The following is a 20770-nucleotide window of genomic DNA, read 5'->3' as shown; positions in this document are numbered from 1 at the left end:
TCAATCATTTAACTTCCATTATAATGGGCATAATCATTGGACGGCGTTTTGTTTTTTCAAATAAATACTGATTCAATGTATCTCGGATATCCTGCTTCAAGCCATTCCAGTCAAAAGGCTCTTTGGTAAGATTTTTTTCAACAGTTTCCCTTACGAGCACTGATGAATCCGCCATTAATTTTTCGGATTCGCGTACATAGACAAAGCCACGGGAGATTATTTCCGGGCCTGCAGCAATCTTCCTGTCGGCTTTATACAGTGTAACCACAACGATTAAAACGCCATCCTGGGAAAGAAGCCTTCGATCACGGAGTACAATATTCCCGACATCACCTATACCGATACCATCGATCAAGGTGTTGCCTGCCTGCACCTTTTCTGTAGCCTTTAATTTCCCGCCAGAGATTTCAATCACATCGCCCCGATCGGGTATATAAATATTTTCTTCCGGTATACCGCATGACTGGGCTACTTTTTTATGAGCTTTAAGCATCTTATATTCACCGTGTACAGGTATGAAGAATTTTGGATTCATCAGGTTGATCATGAATTTTAATTCTTCCTGGCTTCCATGGCTTGAAACCTGGACGCTTTTTTTAATAGATACTACATTGGCACCTGCCCTGAAGAGCATATCCATTGTTTTGTATATGAATACTTCACTTCCCCTTAATGGAGAAGCAGCAAACAGAACGGTGTCACCTTCCCGGATATTCACCTGCGGGTGGGTTTGTTTAGCCATTTTCTGCAAGGCATCTATAGGCTCTCCCTGGCTGCCGGTCGTCAGAATAACGATTTCATTATCACGGTATTTTTTCAGTTCATCTATCTGTATCAGCAAGTCACTTTCAACCTGAAGATAGCCAAGATTCAAGGCGATATCATATACCCTTTTAAGGCTTTTCCCAACCACTGCCACCTTGCGGCCATGAGCCCCAGCACTGTCAAAAAGATGTTGGATCCTGTTAAGGTCAGATGCAAAGCATGCAGCAATAATGCGGCCTTGCGAATTATAAAAGACATTTGATAGTTCATTAACAACTGTTGTCTCAGAAGGAGTATAACCAGGTTTTTCAGCTTCTGTACTGTCCGACAGCAAACACAGTACTCCTTTTTCACCAATGGAAGCCATCTTTCCAATTTCCGGTTTATAAAGTGATGTTGCAGCCTGATCAAATTTAAAGTCCCCGGTATGTACAATTGCCCCTTCAGATGTATGGATGCTGATGCCAACAGAATCAGGAATACTATGGTTTGTCTTGAAGAATGAAACAGATACCACGCCGAAATCCAGTTCTGTTTCTGGGGTAATTTCACGGAACTCCAACTTGCCGGCAAATTCCTGTTCTTTCATTTTTTCCTTGGCAAGAGCAAGTGTAAGTTTCGTACCATACACTGGAACATTGATTTTACGCAGAACATAACTTAAGGCCCCAATATGGTCTTCATGCCCATGTGTCAGGAATATTGCTTTTACTCTCTCACTATTAGCGGTTAAATAGGTAATGTCAGGAATGACAATATCGATCCCCAGCATCCCATCTTCCGGAAACATCAATCCGGCATCCACTACAAAAATATCACCGTCCACTTCGGTGACATACATGTTTTTGCCGATTTCCCCTACGCCACCCAGTGCGATGATTTTTATACTTTCGTTTTTCTTCGTAATCAATTCCTTGCTCCTCCTATGCTGGTATATCCCGAACGCAATCAGTTAAAATCATTATACTTGATGACTGAATTTCTTTACAACTTTATTCTAACTGGTCATCCCGACTATGTTTTTACCTTTTGAGCTTTAGAGTTTGGATGTCGGGCAAAGCTGGGCAATGGAATGGCGCTGCTTTTACCGTTTTTGCTCCTGAGGTGATATTTCGGGCAATGCAGAGGCTTTGCTTTTACCGTTTCTCGCCTGAGTTCAATTTTTAGAATGCTGAGGCTCTGTTTTTATATAAAATAAAGCCAACCGCTTCCGGTTGGCTTTGTTTCTATTCGAATAATTTTGCTACAGCTGTTCTTTCTTGTTCTGTCAATGGCACCATTGGCAAGCGTACGGAGCCGACATCAAGACCTTTTAGCTGCAACGCAGTTTTCACTGGTGAAGGGCTTGGTGCTGCAAATAGCCCTTGCATAATCGGAAGAAGACGCTGGTGCAGTTTTGCTGCATCCTCATTTCTTCCACTGAAGTATGCTTCAACCATTGCTTGCATTTCATTTCCGATTACATGAGATGCGACCGAGACGATTCCTGTTCCGCCTATAGCCAGTACCGGAAGAGTCAAGCCATCGTCACCGCTGTAAAGAAGGAAATCATCTGGTGTGTTGGCAATGATTTTGGTCATTGCGTTCAGGTCTCCGCTCGCTTCCTTAACAGCCACAATATTAGGGATTTCAGCCAGCTTGATAACTGTTTCTGGCAGAATATTGACGACAGATCTGCCCGGGATGTTATATACCATCACTGGCAATGAAGTAGCTTCAGCTGCTGCTTTAAAATGCTGGTACAGACCTTCCTGATTTGGCTTATTATAATAAGGTGCCACGATCATGATCGCATCTACACCAATTTCTTCCGCTTTCTTCGTCAATTCGACTGTGGCATAAGTGTTATTGCTTCCAGTTCCAGCAATAACAGGCACTCTTTTGTCGACTACTTTCACAACATGCTGGAATAAAGCGATTTTTTCTTCCTTGGAAAGAGTAGGAGATTCACCAGTCGTTCCGGCAACGACGAGCGAATCTGTTCCGTTATTAATCAAATGGTTTACTAGCTGGGTTGTTTTTGCAAAATCAATGTGACCTTTATGATCAAATGGGGTCACCATTGCTGTAGATACTCTACCGAATTGAACCATTCCCGTTCACTCCTATTCTAAAAGCTTCTGCCAGTAAAGACTGGGAAGCAAGGTTCTTTTTATATGTCATGCCGCTCGTATTCTATTGTTTCTTCTTCTAGTTGGAATGCATCATGGAGTGCATTTACTGCCTTTCCCAGATCCTTTTGTTTCACAAGTACCCAAATGGTTGTATGGCTGTCAGCAGATTGGAGGATCCGGATGCCTTTTTCGGATAACGCTGTGACAATCTTCGAGGTTACACCTGGAACTCCTGCCATTCCTGCACCTACAACAGAAACCTTTGCGCATTCCCTCTCTATTTGCGGAGCATGGCCTAAACCTTCCAGGACTTTTACCGCCCGGTCCGTCATTTCATCCAGCACTGTATACACAACTCCATTAGGAGAAATGTTGATAAAATCAACACTGATATTTTCATTGGCCATTGCCTTGAAAACTTCTGATTGCAGATTGTATTGATCCTTCTTGGCAAAAACCTTGATCTGGCTGACATTCGAAACATGGGCAATCCCTGTAACAGGGCGCTCCTTGATGTCTGTTCCCTTATTTTCACGGTTCAGGGTTGTAACCAAAGTTCCAAGGCCTTCCGAATAGGTGGATCTGATTCTGATTGGCACTTTGGCCTGCATGGCAATCTCAACAGCCCGAGGATGAATGACCTTCGCTCCCTGATAAGCCATATTACAAACCTCTGTATAGGTCACTACAGAAAGAGGGCGTGCATTATCAGCAATCCTTGGATCAGCTGTCATGATACCTTCGACATCGGTGAAAATATCAATCCATTCTGCGTTCAGGGCTGCGCCTAACGCTGCTGCAGAAGTATCACTTCCGCCTCTTCCGATGGTAGTTATATCCCCATTTTTTGCTGCTCCCTGGAAACCGGCTACGACAACTACATCGACCTGGTCAAGCTCACGCAGCAAACGATCACACTTCATATCAAGTATTCTCGCATTCGTATGCTCACTATTTGTCCTGAATCCTGCCTGTGCACCAGTAAGGGCTGTCGCATTGATGCCATTATCAAGCAGCATGTTTGTAAAAACGACACTGGAAATGGTTTCACCACAGGACAGCAAAAGATCATGCTCTCGCTTGCTGATTCTGCTGTCATTCCCGCCAATCAGGCTTAGAAGGGTGTCAGTGGCGTACGGATCACCCTTCCGGCCCATTGCAGAAACAACCACTACTGCTTTATATCCATCTGCAACCGCCTTTTTTATATGGCTCATTGCCTGGTTTCGGCCTTGCTCATCACGAACAGACGTTCCTCCAAATTTTTGGACGATTATTTTCATCGTAACACCTCAGAAATTCTGTCATTAAATCTACTACGCTTTTTATTTTACAAGACCCAGCTTCACAAGGCTTTCAGCAATCTGCACAGAGTTCCATGCCGCACCTTTCAGCAGGTTATCTGATACGACCCACATATGGAAGCCTTTGTCATTATCAAGGTCCTTTCTGATGCGTCCTACAAAGACATCATTTTTACCCACACAGAAAGCAGGCATCGGATACAACTGCTGGTCTGGATCATCCTGGAGGACCACTCCTGGGGCCTCTGCCAGCAACTCTTTCACTTCTGACGCTGTTACTCCGCCTTCGCCAATTTCAATATATACAGATTCGGAGTGGCCAGTGCCAACAGGCAGGCGCACACATGTAGCTGCAACCTGAAGTTCAGGCATATGCATGATTTTCTTCGTTTCATTAATCATTTTCATTTCTTCATACGTAAACCCATTATCAACAAATGTGTCAATTTGGGGAATAGCATTGAAGGCAATCTGGTAATGTTTTTCCCCAGATTTCACGGGAAGAATCTTAGGTTCATATTCTTTGCCATCGAGGATTGCACGAGTTTGATCTTCGAGTTCCTCAACCGCTGCTGCACCTGCTCCTGAAACTGCCTGGTATGTTGAAACGATGATTTTTTCAAGACCATACTTCTTGCGCAGTGGTTCCAGTGCCACTACCATCTGGATCGTGGAACAGTTCGGGTTGGCGATGATTCCATTATGATTGCGCAGGTCTTCCTCATTCACCTCAGGTACTACAAGCGGAATATTTTCGTCCATCCTGAACGCGCTTGTGTTATCAACCACGATTGCTCCGCGTTTAACGGCCTCGGGTGCCAATTGTTTCGAGACACTGCCACCAGCGCTGAAAAGGGCGATATCTATTCCTTCAAAGCTTTCCGGTTTCGCTTCCTCAACCGTTAATTCGATTCCTTTATAATGAACCTTTGTACCAGCAGATCTTGACGAAGACAGCAATAATAGTTCTGAAACAGGAAAATCCCTGTTTTCAAGCGTCTGGATCATTTGCTGTCCAACTGCTCCTGTTGCTCCCACTACTGCTACTCGGTAACCTTTTCTCTCTGACATCACTGTTTCCCCTTCCACTACCAATATCGTTTTCATATCCGGGATTTACCGGTTGTTTGTACTATAAGTATAACGGCTATTCACAAGAAAAAACACAAGCGCCTTGGTCAGCCCCGACAAGCGGCCCGAGCTGCTCAAAGCTAACGCTCTCGAAAGCGGCTCGAAGATGCACAGTCGAGGATAAAAACTGCTAGGCGCTGGAGCAGGACATTATTCTATGTGAAAATGTCTTTCTTTCTTATAAAAAACCGCCTTGTATATTATCCTATATTTTATCATAATTAATCAGTATGAAAAGTAACATTTTGCTTCACTGCCAGAGAAAAGCGTTTCCAGTTAATTAAAAGCAGCATTTTAGTCGATTCTTGCTGGTCCTTCCTTTAAATTGGGGCCAGCAGAAATTTTAGTTATCCTTATAACGCTCGACCAGGACGGGCTGAAGCTGCCTGCCGTTCATTGCCTCCACTATGGTATCAGACAGCATCTCCATTCTGGCAACCATTGAATTTGGTTTTTTCACCGGGTCATCCTGGCCAAACGGAATCATGAAAATATTCTTGGTTGCCATCAGCCTCATCAGATTTACACCATTAAGTCCCAAAGCGTCGTTAGTGGAGATGCCAAGTACCACTGGCTTTTGATTCCTTAACGTTGCTTTTGCCGCCATCAACACAGGTGAGTCTGTCATGGCATTCGCAAACTTGCTCATGGAGTTCCCTGTCAGCGGTGCTATGACCATGCAATCAAGCGGTATTTTCGGGCCAAGCGGCTCCGCCTTCACAATAGAGTCAATCACTTTATTTCCTGTGAGCTCTTCAATTCGCTGTACCCAATCTTCACCTTTTCCAAAACGTGTTTCTGTACTTTGAACAGTGAAAGTGACAACTGGCAAAACTTCAGCTCCTGCATTCACCAGCTTTTCAATTTCCGGAAAAACAGCATCATACGTACAATGTGAACCTGTTAATCCAAAACCGATCTTTTTCCCTTTTACACTCATTCTTCTTTCTCCTTTCGGTTCAAAAAGTCTTCCATAAGCAGCTGAGAAAGAACATTCGCTAAAATTTGCCCGGCTGTCTTAGGCGCTACGATTCCTGGTAAACCTGGGGCAAGCAAAGCTTTGATTCCACGTTTTTCCGCATAGCGAAAATCCGTTCCACCGGGTTTTGATGCAAGGTCAATGATCAAAGTATGGGCAGGCATCCTTGAAATCACGGAAGCAGTAACAATTTGATGGGGGATTGTATTAATGCAAATATCACTATCGGAAACCGCTTTGCCTATATCTGATAAAAGGAAAGGTTCTAATCCCATTTCCGTAATTCTAGCAATGTGTTCACTTTTCCTGGCACCTACCTTAACCTTTGCTCCAAGTGCGTGGAATGTTCTTGCAACACTCATACCGACTCTCCCAAGACCAAGGACAGAGACATTAGAGCCATGAATCGTGAAGTCCGTATGCTGAATCGCCATCATGATCGTTCCTTCCACCGTCGGAATAGAGTTATAGATGGCTACATCATCCCTGGAGAAGAGCTGTACAAGTTTCCTGTTTGCCCGCTTGGCAATTCCGGTCAAGTATGCGTTGCTAATGCCTGAATAAACTGTGCAATGTTCTGGAGTCCGTTCAAGCATTTCTTGTATGAGAACTACTTTTTCATTTGAGAAAATGGTTTCGACCTGACCATCCAGACTGGTTCCTGGAACAGGCAGGATCAAAGCATCCTGAACAGAAAAATCAACTTCATCTATCTTTTCTTTTGAGGCACCTGTAAAAGCATGGTCCAACTGCTCGAAGCCTATTAAAGAAAGTTTTGCATCAAGCTCTGTCAGCTTGCGAATAATCTCCAGCTGTCTTGCATCACCGCCAATAATCGCGATTTGCATTTCTGTCAGCATGAGAACAATCACCTTCTTTTCCATTAATCCTGGATTAAAATTCTATTCAACATGAACTACTTCAACATCATATGTATAAAAGGCGGAATAGGTGAGTTCTCTATAAAAGAAAAGCGGCTGCATAATAGGAAAGTAAATTAATCAAATGGCAAAAAAAAACAGGCTCTGCAGCCCGTTTTTATTCTTCATCATCTGGAATATCAATGATAATCATATCAGAACCTATTTTTTTAATATGCTTCCATGGCACTCTCACTTCTCCAGATTGCTTGCGGAGCCCAAACCATTTTACCGATGGAATGATCAGTGCCTCAATCTGGCCAGTTCTTTCATTAATTTCAAGGTCTGTCTGGCCCAGTACCCCTAATCTTTCAGCTCTTTTCACATCGACTATTTCTTTTCCGCCAAGTTCACTTAGTTTCATTATGGACCTCCCCGTCACTTTGTCCTTATTCTATATGTATCGTTCCTGATTCTGTTTTAGAATATAAAAACAGCAGCTCCTTTTAGAAACTGCTGTCTCATGTTTATTTATTATACTGGCAATTCGCCATTCGGGCTGATCAATGATACTGAATACTGGCTTGTAAAAATATCATTCGCCATTCCATCAACGCTGCCCTTTGTTACCTGATCAATCTGCTCGACGATTTCATCAAGTGAACGATGTCTTCCGAGCAGCAGTTCATTCTTTCCATTCCTGCTCATACGGCTATTTGTGCTTTCAAGGCTTAGCATCAGGCTGCCTTTAAGCTGTTCTTTGCTGTTATTAAGCTCTTTCTCGGTAATGCCATCTGCGCGAAGCTTTGAAAGTGTCTCCTGGATTGTTTCATACAGGACGTTCAGCTGGTTTGCACCGGTTCCTCCATAAATTGTCACCATCCCGCTATCGCGATAGGCTGAATGATAGGAAAATACAGAATATGCCAGTCCTCGCTGTTCACGGACATCCTGGAATAACCTGCTGCTCATGCTGCCTCCCAGAATATTATTCAGGACGATCAGGCTGTAGACATCAGAATGACCTATCTGCAACCCTTCGAATCCAAGGCAAAGATGAGCTTGCTCCGTTTCTTTTTTGCGGGAAACTTTTGTAGCATGGAACTCGGGTTTGATGTGCTCAATCTCCTCTTTGCTCGCTTCATATGAGCCAAAGAATTGTTCTGCATTTTTGATGAACGATTCAGGAACATTCCCGGCAATCGATATAACGACATTTTCCGGCCTATACATATCGTGCATATACTGCTCTAATTTTTCCCCGGTAAAGCTTTGGAGAGTTTCCTCTGTTCCCAGGATTGGATATGCCAGTGGATGATCGCCATAGACTGCCTGGCTTAGCAGGTCATGAACGATATCATCCGGCGTATCTTCATACATTTTGATTTCTTCATTGACGACATTCTTTTCTTTATTTAACTCTTCAGAATCAAATGTAGAATTAAAGAACATATCAGCTAATACTTCAAGGGCATATTGTGCATGATTATCCAATACCTTTGCGTAATAGCATGTGTACTCTTTAGAAGTGAATGCATTCACCTGCCCGCCGATGCTGTCGAATGATTCAGCTATTTCTCTTGCAGATCTGGTTTTAGTACCTTTAAAGAACATATGCTCAAGGAAATGGGAAATTCCATTGTTCTCAGGATTTTCATTCCGAGATCCTGTACCGATCCATACACCGATTGCCACAGAACGGACAGTGGGGATTTGTTCTAGTACAATTCTTACACCGTTTTGGCATGTATATTTCTTTATCATTATATTCCTCCTCTGGAACCTGCTGCTAAAACTGCTGCATTTACTAAGTATAGTCCATTTAACTTACTTTTTCCAAATACAATGCTATTCTTTCATATTTTTTGGCGGGAGAATCCGGTTTTCGCTCAATAGTTCTGATACAGTGCCAATTTGCAAGTTCTTACCCTTGATTTGCATGATTAATTCGTCAAGGGAGGAGGCTGTGACTTCTGTAGGATGCATCAGGATCATTGCGCCATTATGGACTTTTCCCATTACACGGTTGATTAGTTTCTCCTGGCTGGGTTTCTGCCAGTCGATTGTATCCACACTCCACATAACAGTCCCCAAATTATGGGCAGACGCAATCTGAACTACCTCGTCTTTATAATAGCCGCTTGGAGGAGCAAACCATTTAGTCTTTGCACCGGTCACTGCTTCAATGACCTCATTAGTCTTATGAATTTCCTCATTTATTTTAGGAGCTGAAAGTTCTTTCATATTCGGATGTGTGAAGGAATGGTTTCCAATCTCATGCCCAGCATCAGCAATCATTTTCGCCATGCCCGGGTTATTCTTTACCCATCTGCCCTCTAAAAAAAAACTTGCAGTTACATTATGCTTTTTTAATGTTGCAAGCATTCCTGAAAGATACTCATTTCCCCATGCAACATTGATGATAAAGCTGACCATCGGTTTTTCAGGATGTCCTTTGTAAATTGCCATTGGCGGTAAATCACTTATATGGACGTCGGGCGGCACCTGTTTAAAAACAAGTTTTTCGGGATTGTATTTCCCTTCTTTCTTCATCTTCTCATATGATTTTTTTACATCCACTTTTAATCCATTATAGCCTGGAACCACCTTCCAGACCGGATCCTTCCTTGCGTTGGACGGTTCAATTTCATATTCTTCCGCTTTCTGTTCAATTTCAGCCATCAATGAATTTTCGCTTCCAGATACAGCCACGGTTCCTGCTTTTAGTGCTGTTACATATGTATGGGAAAATGGAGCATTGACCATTGTCCAGGCTGCAATCAGCATCACAGATACCAATGCGATTTTTTTCATTCTATTTGCCTCCTCTTCTGTACGGCCTAAAATCCCTAGTATTAACGTTGATTAGCCTTATTTTAATTTATGAAGAAGAAGGACAAGGTAGAACGATTGACAGCTTAATGTATTTTTATTGAGCATGAATACGGGGGGCCCCTGGTTCACAGTAACTTGTTATTAACCGGGGGCAAATAAGAAAAAGGCCGGGGCATCCCCCGGCCTTAATATGCTTATGATTGTTTCTCAGCTTTTTCACGCTGTTCTTTCAATACTGCCTTGCGGGAAAGATTTACTCTTCCTTGTTTGTCGATTTCAGTGACCTTAACCAGAAGTTCATCTCCCAGCTTGAGGACATCTTCCACTTTTCCTACCCGCTCTTCAGCAAGCTCGGAAATGTGTACCAGACCGTCTTTCCCAGGGAAGATTTCCACGAACGCACCAAACTTTTCAATGCGGCGGACTTTGCCAAGATACATCTCTCCGACTTCGACTTCACGGACGATATCTTCGATGATTTTCTTGGCTCTTTGGATCATTTCTTCGTCTACTGAACCAATAAATACTGTACCATCTTGTTCGATATCGATTTTTACGCCAGTTTCTTCAATGATTTTATTGATCTGTTTTCCACTTGGCCCAATGACGTCACGGATTTTATCCGGTTTGATCCACATCGTAATGATTTTCGGAGCATATTGTGAAAGCTGTTCTCGTGGTTCTTTGATAGTTGCAAGCATTGATTCAAGAATATGCATACGACCTTTTTTAGCCTGTTGTAAAGCTTCATCAAGAATCTCACGAGATAACCCTTCAATTTTGATATCCATTTGCAGAGCTGTAACACCTTTTGCAGTTCCAGCTACTTTGAAGTCCATGTCACCAAGGTGATCTTCCATACCCTGGATATCAGAGAGAATAGAGTAGTGTTCTCCTGATTTGATTAGACCCATAGCAATACCAGCTACCGGTGCTTTAATAGGCACACCAGCATCCATCAAAGCTAATGTACTTGCACAAATACTCGCCTGTGAAGTAGAACCATTTGATTCGAGAACCTCGGATACAAGGCGGACCGTATATGGGAAGTCTTTTTCATTAGGGATAACAGGTTCAAGTGCACGTTCACCAAGCGCACCGTGCCCAATTTCACGTCGGCCCGGTCCGCGGATCGGCCCAGTTTCACCTACAGAGAATAATGGGAAGTTGTAATGGTGCATAAAACGTTTTTCTTCTTCGATTCCAAGGCCATCAAGGATTTGGACATCCCCCATAGCTCCAAGCGTACAGATGCTTAGCGCCTGTGTTTGTCCCCTTGTGAACAATCCTGAACCATGTGTTCTAGGAAGCATGCCTACCTCAGATGAAAGCGGCCTGATTTCATCGACTCCACGGCCATCTGGACGTACTTTTTCTTCTGTAATCAAGCGGCGAACTTCACCTTTGACAATTTTATCAAGGATTTGTTTTACCTGCTTAAGTTTGTCGTCATCCGCTTCCTGTTCTTCATAGCGAGCGACAACAGCATTTTTCACTTCTTTGATTGCGTCTTCACGGGCGTGCTTTTCCTGCACCTGGATAGCCGTAATCATGTCTTGCTCACAAACTCCGCGCACTTCAGCTTCTAGCTCTTTATCTAATTCAAATAGTTTAATTTCTCTTTTTTCTTTGCCAACCTGCGCGACGATTTCCTGTTGGAACGCGATTAAACGCTTGATTTCGTCATGTCCGAACATAATTGCCTCAAGCATGATTTCCTCAGGAACTTCTTCAGCACCTGCTTCAACCATGTTGATTGCATCCATTGTACCTGCCACAACGAGGTGCATATCGCTCTTTTCAGTTTCTTCAACAGATGGATTGATGACAAACTTGCCATCGATCCTTCCCACAGTAACACCAGCGATTGGTCCTCCAAATGGGATATCTGAGACTGATAAAGCTAAAGATGACCCGAACATGGCAGCCATTTCTGAAGAGCAATCTTGATCAACACTCATGACAATGCTGATTACCTGGACATCGTTGCGGAATCCATCCGGGAATAATGGGCGGATTGGCCGGTCGATTAAACGGCTTGCAAGAATAGCCTTTTCGCTTGGACGTCCTTCACGCTTAATAAAGCCGCCAGGAATTTTTCCGACAGCATATAATCTTTCTTCATAGTTCACTGTCAATGGGAAGAAGTCAAGATTCTTCGGTTCCTTAGACGCAGTGGCTGTACTTAATACTGCAGTGTCTCCATAACGGACAAGGACTGCGCCATTTGCCTGCTTCGCAAGCTGTCCAATTTCAACTGTAAGCTTACGTCCTGCCCAGTCAAAGGAAAAACTTTGTTTTTCTTGTTCCATGCTTTTTTAGCCCCTCTCTAACACTAAATACACCCTGGCTAAGCCCGGGTAATTATAACTTTATAAGTAAAAACTTTTCAAACTTAGATTAGTTTCAAGCTCCAATGCCTTGCCATTAAAGTCGTTAGCTTTTCTTATAAACAACTTAAACACATGTCTTATAACAAATATACCTTTATAATCGATTATAAAACCATATTCTTCCCTAACATCATGTGATAAAAGCTTGTCCAGCCCATGATGAAATCGGGAGTCATTTTTTAAATATCTTTTATGTTATATTATGCTCCAAAAAGGAGTGCTTAATATCAATCAATTGTTATGTACTGACGAAAAATTGCCTAATAAAAAAGCGGGATAAATCCCGCTTTTACAGACTATCTACGTAAGCCAAGCTTGTTGATTAACTCGCGGTAACGAGCAACGTCCTTGTTACGAAGGTAAGTCAAAAGGTTACGACGCTTACCTACCATTTTCAAAAGACCGCGACGTGAGTGGTGGTCCTTCTTGTGAACGCGCAAGTGGTCGTTCAAAGTGTTGATTTCTTCAGTAAGGACAGCGATTTGAACTTCTGGAGATCCAGTATCACTTTCGTGAACTTTGAACTCGTTGATTAGTTCGTTTTTACGTACTTTTGTGATTGCCATCCGTATTCACCTCCAATATTATAATCCCCTGTTACCGAGCAAGCGTCGGTGACTCGACTTGCCAAGCAAAGGTTCCTTTTGATACGTAAATAAGAATACATCTTTTTACGACAAAAAGCAAGTCTAAGCCCTGTTTTTTTCAAAGTACAGAATGGCTTCCTGCTTATCCTTCTCGATTTGGGCAACAAGCTGCTGGATTCCCTCGAATTTCTTTTCACTTCTCAGCCGCAGATGCCATTCAATTTTCGCGGTTTCACCGTAGATATCTTTGTTGAAATCGAAAATATGGACTTCCACTGATGGCTTGTCTTTTGTTTCCTTGTGGAAGGTCGGTTTATAGCCAACATTACAGACGCCCTCATGCCATGTACCTTCAACATGGATTTTAACAGCGTAAACTCCTGTAGGAGGCAGGATATACTGATCATCCATCAGCACGTTTGCAGTCGGGAACCCAATTGTGCGGCCACGTCGTTCCCCATTTACCACTGAGCCTTTTGTGATATAGTATCTGCCCAGCAACTCTGGCATCTCACCCACTTTGCCGTCTCTCAGCAGGCCGCGGATCATGGTAGAACTCACCTTTTCTTCCTGGGAAGTTGACAATTTGGATACGATAGAAAAATCAAATTTTGACCTGGAATGGAACTGGATCGTCTCCATATTTCCCTTCCCCATTTTCCCGTATGAATAGTCAAAGCCCGCTACGACATGGTGGACATTTAACCCAATGATATATTGGTCCACGAATTCCTGTGGCAATAAACCCGAGAATTCAGTCGAGAAACAGACGACAAATAGGTAATCAACTCCCATTGCATTGATTATTCGAGCTTTCTCCTCCAATGGAGTGATATATTCTATATGTTGAACGCTTTTGCCCAGTACGACTGAAGGATGGGGATCAAATGTCATAACCGCACTTTTTAGGCCCCTGGCTTCAGCCACTCTTTTTGCTTCATTGATCACCTGCTGGTGGCCTAAATGGACTCCGTCAAAATAACCCAGCGCCATGGCCATCGCCGGAAAATCTTCTAATTTATATTCATGAGGATGGTTTAGCTTTATCAATTCCATGAATTAACTCACCTTTTCTGACCTAGCTGCTCATTTAATCACGATACTTTCAGGAAACGCTGACTATGTATCTATCGGGGCAATACTTTTCTGTCTTATTGCTCATTTCTTAATACTTTATCAGGCTTCATCATCCCCGCTTTGCTGGGATGTACCCTGTAAATGGCGAGCGCTTTTCCGTCTTCTGTTTCTGCTACGATAGGGCCTTCAACCCCTTCAAGTTCCTCTGGAATCGGAAGCTGGGCCCCATTTTTCACTTTCTCTGCTACTTTATCATTAATGCGATATTTCGGCAAATAAGATATTCCAGCCTCTAGAGGGTACAGAGCTGTTTCTAGTTTTTCATCCAAAGCCAATTCTTCCAGCTGTTCGAAGGTAAAGCAGTCATCGAGTGAAAAGGAAGCAGACTGAATCCTCACCAATGATGACATATGGGCTGGATACCCCAATTTTTCACCGATTGTTACAGCTAATGTCCTAATATATGTACCTTTGCTGCATGAAACTCGGAATTTAAAACTGACCAGTTCCCCTTCAAAAAAAGTCCGACTGTCAAGCAGCTCAATGCTGGATATAGTCACTTTCCTGGTTGGCCTCTCTACTTCAATTCCCTGTCTTGCATATTCATATAGTTTCTTCCCATTAACTTTTACTGCAGAATACATTGGTGGGGTTTGATCTATTTCCCCAATCAACGACTGGAGAACCTTTTCGACTTCATGTCTTGTAATCGATCTGTCTACTGGCTTTTCTTCAACTTTTTCTCCTGAAGCATCTTCTGTTGTAGTGGTGAATCCAAGGGTAACTTCCCCTTCATAAGCTTTACCTGAATCTGTTATGTATTCGGCAATTTTCGTTGCTTTGCCGACACAGATTGGAAGCACGCCGGTTACATCTGGATCAAGAGTCCCAGTATGTCCCACTTTCTTTGTTCTCAAAAGCTTCCTGAGCTTAAATACACAATCATGCGAAGTCATCCCTGCTGGTTTGAAAAGAGGCAGAATCCCTTCCATATCCTTTCCTCCTTAATGTTTTATGTATTTTTAAAAAAGGCTGTTTTTGTAAAGATTGTTGTTAAAATCCTAAAGCCTGTTTTAACGTAAAAAAAGCCATTTTGTAGGTCGGTACTAAGTTGGCAAGCTCTTTTCTCTTATTAAGCATTAAATTTTGTGAAGAAACTTAGTTCATTTCATCCTATTTTGTAGTCAATAGCAACAAAGTTTGAGAAAACAGCCTAAAAAAAATATCGAAAAAAATGGATAGACGTTTTGTCTATCCATTTTTATCAGGTTAAATTCCTGACTAAATGCTTTCCTTTTAGTCATTATCCTTTTCTTGCTCTTCTTCTCCAGGCTGCTCTTCTCTGTGCAGCTCGTGGATCAATGAATTGATACGATTACCATATGCCATTGTTTCATCGAATTCAAAGATCAACTCAGGTGTCTTTCTTAGTCGGATTCGCTGGCCAATTTCGGTCCTGATGAAGCCCTTTGCCTTCGCTAGCCCTTTAAGAGTATCTTCCCTCTGTTGTTCGTCTCCTAAAACAGAGATATAAACCTTTGCCTGCTGCAGGTCTCCTGTAACCTGGACATCTGTCACGGTTACAAAACCAACTCGCGGATCCTTGATTTTCCGGCTGATGATATCGCCTAATTCTTTTTTCATTTGTTCGCCAACACGATTTACTCTATGACCCATTTTCAATCACCTCGTTAATCAAAGCCATTCAATATCGGTGATGGTACGTTCGATCTCAGGAAAAGAATCAATCATTTTCAAGGCGTTCTGAAGCTCCCTTTCGGTCGATACCTTTGATGCTGAGACAGCTGCAATGGCAATTGTAGTGCGCTGCCAGAGATCATGATGCTCTACTTCAGACACGGAAACATTGTACTTTTGTTTCAGCCTTGTGATGATTCGCTGCAGGACAGCTCTCTTTTCTTTTAGAGAATGAGCATCATAGATGATGCATTCACAGGCTGCTAAGCCTACTACCATTAACGTTCCACTTCTTCCATGATATATGCTTCAATAACATCGCCTTCCTTGACGTCATTGAAGTTTTTAATGGTAATACCACATTCATAGCCTGCTGATACTTCCTTGGCATCATCCTTGAAACGTTTTAACGCATCAAGTTGTCCTTCAAAAATTACAACTCCCTCACGGATCAAGCGAACACCGCTGTCACGGGTGATTTTTCCATCAGTGACATATGAACCTGCAATTGTTCCGATTTTTGATACCTTGAAAGTCTGTCGGACTTCAGCCTGGCCAATAACTTTTTCTGCATAAACAGGGTCAAGCATTCCCTTCATGGCTGATTCGATTTCTTCAATCACCTTATAAATAATACGGTGTAGTCGGATATCAACCTTTTCAGAATCGGCTGCACGTTTAGCGTTATTGTCCGGACGTACGTTGAAACCAATGACGATACCGTTTGAAGCTGCAGCAAGAGTGATGTCAGACTCATTGATCGCACCAACACCAGTGTGAATAATCCTCACATTGACACCTTCAACCTCCAGTTTTTGCAATGCTGCTGCAAGTGCTTCAACTGAACCTTGAACGTCGGCTTTAATAATTAGATTTAGGTCTTTCATTTCCCCTTGTTTCATATGTTCAAACAATGTATCGAGGCTTACGCGGGCTTTTTCACTGCGCTGAGCCTGCAATGCTTGCTGTGAACGAATTTCACCAATCTGGCGCGCTGTTTTTTCGTCTTCAAATACGACGAAACGGTCTCCTGCCTGTGGCACATCATTAAGCCCTGTAATTTCAACAGGTGTTGATGGGCCTGCATCCTTTACGCGGCGGCCTAAATCGTTAACCATGGCACGTACACGGCCGAAAGTGTTTCCAACAACAATCGGGTCACCGATTTTCAAAGTACCGTTCTGGACAAGCAATGTTGCCACGGAGCCACGGCCTTTATCAAGCTGCGCTTCAATAACCGTTCCAATGGCATTCCTGTTAGGATTTGCCTTGTATTCTTCCACTTCTCCTACAAGCAGGATCATTTCCAGCAAGCTATCGATGCCTTCCCCTGTAAGAGCTGAAATAGGAACAAAGATTGTTTCGCCGCCCCATGCCTCTGGAACCAGGCCATACTCTGTCAATTCCTGCATTACTCGATCAGGGTTCGCAGTTGGTTTATCCATCTTGTTAACCGCGACGATGATTGGTACTTCTGCAGCTTTGGCATGGTTCAACGCTTCTACAGTCTGTGGCTTTACTCCGTCATCTGCTGCCACAACCAGGATGGTAATATCGGTAATCTTCGCACCGCGGGCACGCATGGTTGTAAAGGCTGCGTGACCTGGTGTATCAAGGAATGTAATTTTCTTGCCATTATCCTCAACCTGGTAAGCACCGATATGCTGAGTGATTCCACCAGCCTCGCCTGCAGTTACCTTAGTATTGCGGATAGAGTCAAGCAAAGTTGTTTTACCATGGTCAACGTGGCCCATGATTGTAACGACTGATGGTCTTTCAACCATATTCGCTTCTTCATCTTCAGTGAAGTATACTTCAAGATCGGTTGTATCGATTTTGATTTCTTCTTCGACCTCTACGCCATAATCTGTAGCAATCAATTCGATAGCATCTTTGTCTAGATCCTGATTGATTGTTGCCATAACACCAAGCATGAATAGCTTCTTGATGATTTCAGAAGGTTCACGATTAAGCTTCTTGGCAAGTTCAGCCACTGTCAAGGACTCGCTGAAAGTAATCTTTGTTGGAAGCTCTTTCACCTTTTTCGGCTGTTGTGGAGCCTGCTGCTGGCTTTGTCGGCCTTTATTCTGGTTTTGCTGGTTTCTGTTCTTATTATTCTGTTTGTTCTTGTTATTTTTGTTGAAAGGCTGAGAGTTCCCAGGCTTTTTATTAGGCGTTGCTGAGCTTTTTACCTTCTCAGGAGTTGTTGCGCGGCGCTCGTCATCTGAAAAAGCGCTGGCAGTTGTCTTAAGCTGAGGTTTTTGCTGCCCTGTGTTGTTTCTTTGCTGGTTTTGGGATTGATTGCGATTCTGACCCGAATTTTGGGAATGATTGCGATTTTGCCCCTGGTTTGGCTTTTGGCCCTGGTTTCTGTTGTGCGCTTGTTTGTCGCCCTGTGAAGACTTGGGCTGGCTTTGCTGCTGCGGCTTATTCGCTGGCTGCTTTTCTTCTCTCTTTTGGTAGATCGCATCAAGCTTCTTTACGGTTTCATCTTCCATTGCAGTCATATGGTTGGAAACCTCTATGTTCATTTCTTTCAATTTTATAATCACGTCTTTACTCGATAAATTATGCTTCTTTGCATATTCATAAACGCGCGTTTTACTCATATTTTCACCCCCGCTAGAATTAATCGAGCAACGTCAACAGTTTTTTTGCAAAACCCTCGTCCAACAGGGCTACTACAACGCGGGCATCCTTTCCAATCGCCTGGCCAAGCTGGAACCTGTCCGGGACCATCTTGCAGGGAACATTATAGGAATTGCACTTGTCGGTAATTTTCTTTGTAGTATTTGCGGATGCATCCGCTGAAAGCAAAATGAGTTTCGCTTTTCCGCTTCTGATTTCTTTGACGGAAAGCTCTTCCCCTGAAATAATTTTCCGTGCTCGATTCGCTAAACCAAGCAATGACATCCATTGATTAGAATTCATCAGGATTGTCTGCTCTCCTTTTCGATGAGGTCATACAACTCATCATAAATTGCATTGTCCACTTGAGTTTCAAGCTGTTTGGACAATATATTCCGTTTCTTGGCTAAATCTACTGCTTCTTTATCTTTTGAAAGATATGCCCCGCGGCCTGACTTTTTCCCTGTCACGTCGACGGATACTTCTCCTTCTTTAGAGCGAACGATGCGAACTAGTTCTTTTTTCGGCCTCATTTCACCGGTAGCGACACATTTTCGCATAGGAACCTTCTTGTGGCTGTTCACGATCATTCACCTCACATTAATCAATGTCTTCATCTTCATAATCATCATTTGCAGATAAAAGCGGCTCATTGTCGCGTGGATAAATGCCTGAATCTCTCGCCTCAGTTTCTGCCTTAATGTCAATTTTCCAGCCAGTAAGCTTAGCAGCAAGCCGTGCGTTCTGCCCGCGTTTTCCAATCGCCAGTGAAAGCTGGTAATCAGGAACGATTACTGTTGTCGCTTTTTCCTCTTCATTAACAATGACATCAAGAACTTTTGAAGGACTCAATGCATTGGCTACAAATACGACAGGATCTTCAGACCACTTGACGATATCGATTTTTTCGCCCTTAAGCTCATTGACAACTGCCTGAACGCGATTTCCGCGAGGACCGACACATGAACCGACTGGATCAACTTCCTGGTTATCAGAATGAACAGAGATCTTTGAACGGTCGCCTGCTTCGCGTGCAACTGACTTTATTTCAACAGTACCGTCATAAATTTCAGGTACTTCAATTTCGAAAAGTCTCTTCAAAAGCCCAGGGTGTGTTCTCGAAACGAATATTTGTGGCCCTTTAGTGGTTTTTTCAACCTTGGTAATAAACACTTTAATTCTGTCATGAGGCTTGTAATGTTCGTTAGGCATCTGCTCATTGGCTGGCAGGATTGCCTCAATTTTACCCAGACTCACATAGATGAACTTTGGATCCTGACGCTGTACGATACCTGTCATGATATCCTCTTCGCGATCGATGAATTCAGAATAGATGATGCCTCTTTCTGCTTCACGTACACGCTGTGTAACCACCTGTTTGGCTGTCTGTGCAGCAATTCTTCCGAAGTCCTTCGGTGTCACTTCGAGTTCAACAACATCTTCTACCACATAGTTAGGATTGATCTTTTGTGCTTCTTCCAAAGAGATCTCAAGGCGTGGATCGAAGACTTCGTCGACAACTTCCTTTCTGGCAAAAACGCGCATTGAACCATTTCCTAAGTTCAAATCGATACGGACGTTTTGTGCCTGGTTGAAGTTGCGGCGATAAGCAGAAATAAGTGCTGCTTCGATTGCCTCAATTAAAATGTCCCTGGAAATCCCTTTTTCTTTTTCAAGAATCGTAAGAGCATCCAACAATTCGCTGCTCATGAGATATAAATCCCCCTTTTTTAACTACCCATCTTTATAAGGCTTTTTTCAGAAACTATGTAACCCAGATGGATCCAAATAGGCCTTTAAATAATAAACTGAAGATATTTTCTAGACAGATTATGAAAAAGTGACTGCAAGCCTCGCGCTGGCAATCTTTTCAAAAGGTATTGCAACTGTTTTCTTTCGTGTTTTAATTTTCACTTCCACAGTTATTGTTTCACCATTGTAATCGGTCAAAATCCCTTCAAACGCCTTTTCGCCATCGATTGGTTCATACGTTTTGACAAAGACATTCTTGCCGATTGCTTTTTGATAATCCTTTTCCTTTTTCAAAGGGCGTTCTGCACCTGGTGAGGAGACTTCCAAAAAGTAGTTATGCGGGATTGGATCAATGGCATCAAGCTTTTCGCTAAGGCGCTCACTGACGATGCCGCATTCCTCGATATCAATACCGTTGTCCTTATCAATGTATACGCGCAGGAACCAGTTCTTTCCTTCTTTTACGTATTCAATATCTACTAATTCTAGGTCGTTTTCATTCAAGATGGGAGTTACTAGCTCTTCCACTACTTCTGTAACCTTGCTCATAAAATCCCTCCTTTGACACAACATGACTTTCATACTTTTATGGATATTATCCCACGAAAAAGTGCTTAACAAACAAGAAAGAGCGGGTTGCCCCACTC

20 protein-coding genes are annotated in these 20770 nt (G+C 42.9%); all 20 read right to left on the bottom strand.

Features of this window, described 5'->3' with window-relative positions:
* Positions 1 to 4: 4 nt before the first annotated feature.
* The 20 genes from B5X77_RS13405 to rimP all read right to left on the bottom strand — a co-directional run bounded on the left by B5X77_RS13405 (position 5) and on the right by rimP (position 20672).
* Positions 5 to 1675 carry a ribonuclease J gene (locus B5X77_RS13405; RefSeq protein ID WP_079508485.1) on the bottom strand — a complete coding sequence of 557 codons (1671 nt, stop codon included), beginning with the start codon at positions 1673 to 1675 and terminating at the stop codon, positions 5 to 7.
* A gap of 316 nt (positions 1676 to 1991) precedes the next feature.
* Positions 1992 to 2858: a 4-hydroxy-tetrahydrodipicolinate synthase gene (gene dapA / locus B5X77_RS13400; protein ID WP_079508484.1), complete on the bottom strand. Its 867-nt coding sequence runs from the start codon at positions 2856 to 2858 to the stop codon at positions 1992 to 1994.
* Between the two features lie 59 nt (positions 2859 to 2917).
* Positions 2918 to 4162, bottom strand: a complete 1245-nt coding sequence (gene dapG / locus B5X77_RS13395) for an aspartate kinase (protein ID WP_079508483.1) — start codon at positions 4160 to 4162, stop codon at positions 2918 to 2920.
* 42 nt (positions 4163 to 4204) lie between these two features.
* Positions 4205 to 5254, bottom strand: a complete 1050-nt coding sequence (asd, locus tag B5X77_RS13390; RefSeq protein WP_079508482.1) for an aspartate-semialdehyde dehydrogenase — start codon at positions 5252 to 5254, stop codon at positions 4205 to 4207.
* Between the two features lie 403 nt (positions 5255 to 5657).
* Positions 5658 to 6254: a dipicolinate synthase subunit B gene (gene dpaB, locus B5X77_RS13385; protein ID WP_079508481.1), complete on the bottom strand. Its 597-nt coding sequence runs from the start codon at positions 6252 to 6254 to the stop codon at positions 5658 to 5660.
* Positions 6251 to 7153 (bottom strand): dipicolinic acid synthetase subunit A, encoded by a 903-nt coding sequence (gene dpaA / locus B5X77_RS13380; RefSeq protein WP_079508480.1) that lies wholly within the window; start codon positions 7151 to 7153, stop codon positions 6251 to 6253. The genes dpaB and dpaA overlap by 4 nt, the downstream gene beginning before the upstream one ends.
* A gap of 178 nt (positions 7154 to 7331) precedes the next feature.
* Positions 7332 to 7577 (bottom strand): YlmC/YmxH family sporulation protein, encoded by a 246-nt coding sequence (locus tag B5X77_RS13375; RefSeq protein ID WP_079508479.1) that lies wholly within the window; start codon positions 7575 to 7577, stop codon positions 7332 to 7334.
* Between the two features lie 110 nt (positions 7578 to 7687).
* Positions 7688 to 8917: a M16 family metallopeptidase gene (locus tag B5X77_RS13370; protein WP_079508478.1), complete on the bottom strand. Its 1230-nt coding sequence runs from the start codon at positions 8915 to 8917 to the stop codon at positions 7688 to 7690.
* Positions 8918 to 9001: 84 nt separating this feature from the next.
* Positions 9002 to 9967: a polysaccharide deacetylase family protein gene (locus B5X77_RS13365; RefSeq protein WP_079508477.1), complete on the bottom strand. Its 966-nt coding sequence runs from the start codon at positions 9965 to 9967 to the stop codon at positions 9002 to 9004.
* 215 nt (positions 9968 to 10182) lie between these two features.
* On the bottom strand, positions 10183 to 12300 hold the full coding sequence (gene pnp / locus B5X77_RS13360; RefSeq protein WP_079508476.1) for a polyribonucleotide nucleotidyltransferase: 2118 nt from the start codon (positions 12298 to 12300) through the stop codon (positions 10183 to 10185).
* Between the two features lie 377 nt (positions 12301 to 12677).
* Entirely contained in the window at positions 12678 to 12947 is a 270-nt protein-coding gene (gene rpsO, locus B5X77_RS13355; RefSeq protein ID WP_079508475.1) for a 30S ribosomal protein S15, read from the bottom strand.
* A gap of 123 nt (positions 12948 to 13070) precedes the next feature.
* Positions 13071 to 14024 (bottom strand): bifunctional riboflavin kinase/FAD synthetase, encoded by a 954-nt coding sequence (gene ribF / locus B5X77_RS13350; RefSeq protein ID WP_079508474.1) that lies wholly within the window; start codon positions 14022 to 14024, stop codon positions 13071 to 13073.
* A gap of 95 nt (positions 14025 to 14119) precedes the next feature.
* The gene (gene truB / locus B5X77_RS13345; RefSeq protein WP_079508473.1) at positions 14120 to 15037 is read right to left on the bottom strand and encodes a tRNA pseudouridine(55) synthase TruB; all 918 of its coding nucleotides are present in this window, start codon (positions 15035 to 15037) and stop codon (positions 14120 to 14122) included.
* Positions 15038 to 15341: 304 nt separating this feature from the next.
* Positions 15342 to 15722 carry a 30S ribosome-binding factor RbfA gene (gene rbfA, locus B5X77_RS13340; RefSeq protein WP_079508472.1) on the bottom strand — a complete coding sequence of 127 codons (381 nt, stop codon included), beginning with the start codon at positions 15720 to 15722 and terminating at the stop codon, positions 15342 to 15344.
* A gap of 18 nt (positions 15723 to 15740) precedes the next feature.
* Positions 15741 to 16022: a DUF503 domain-containing protein gene (locus B5X77_RS13335; protein WP_079508471.1), complete on the bottom strand. Its 282-nt coding sequence runs from the start codon at positions 16020 to 16022 to the stop codon at positions 15741 to 15743.
* Positions 16022 to 18352, bottom strand: a complete 2331-nt coding sequence (gene infB / locus B5X77_RS13330; RefSeq protein WP_079508470.1) for a translation initiation factor IF-2 — start codon at positions 18350 to 18352, stop codon at positions 16022 to 16024. The genes B5X77_RS13335 and infB overlap by 1 nt, the downstream gene beginning before the upstream one ends.
* Positions 18353 to 18371: 19 nt before the next feature.
* Positions 18372 to 18674 (bottom strand): YlxQ family RNA-binding protein, encoded by a 303-nt coding sequence (locus B5X77_RS13325; RefSeq protein ID WP_079508469.1) that lies wholly within the window; start codon positions 18672 to 18674, stop codon positions 18372 to 18374.
* Complete coding sequence (gene rnpM, locus B5X77_RS13320; RefSeq protein WP_079508468.1) at positions 18674 to 18955, bottom strand: RNase P modulator RnpM; 282 nt, start codon at positions 18953 to 18955, stop codon at positions 18674 to 18676. The genes B5X77_RS13325 and rnpM overlap by 1 nt, the downstream gene beginning before the upstream one ends.
* 16 nt (positions 18956 to 18971) lie before the next feature.
* A complete protein-coding gene (nusA, locus tag B5X77_RS13315; protein WP_079508467.1) occupies positions 18972 to 20081 on the bottom strand; it encodes a transcription termination factor NusA in 1110 nt (369 codons plus the stop codon).
* 120 nt (positions 20082 to 20201) lie between these two features.
* Entirely contained in the window at positions 20202 to 20672 is a 471-nt protein-coding gene (rimP, locus tag B5X77_RS13310) for a ribosome maturation factor RimP (protein WP_079508466.1), read from the bottom strand.
* Positions 20673 to 20770 lie beyond the last annotated feature (98 nt).

Source organism: Mesobacillus jeotgali (assembly GCF_900166585.1).
GTDB lineage: Bacteria > Bacillota > Bacilli > Bacillales > Cytobacillaceae > Mesobacillus > Mesobacillus jeotgali_A.
Note: the sequence above shows the minus strand (reverse complement) of the source record. Positions and strands in the feature narration are given on the sequence as shown.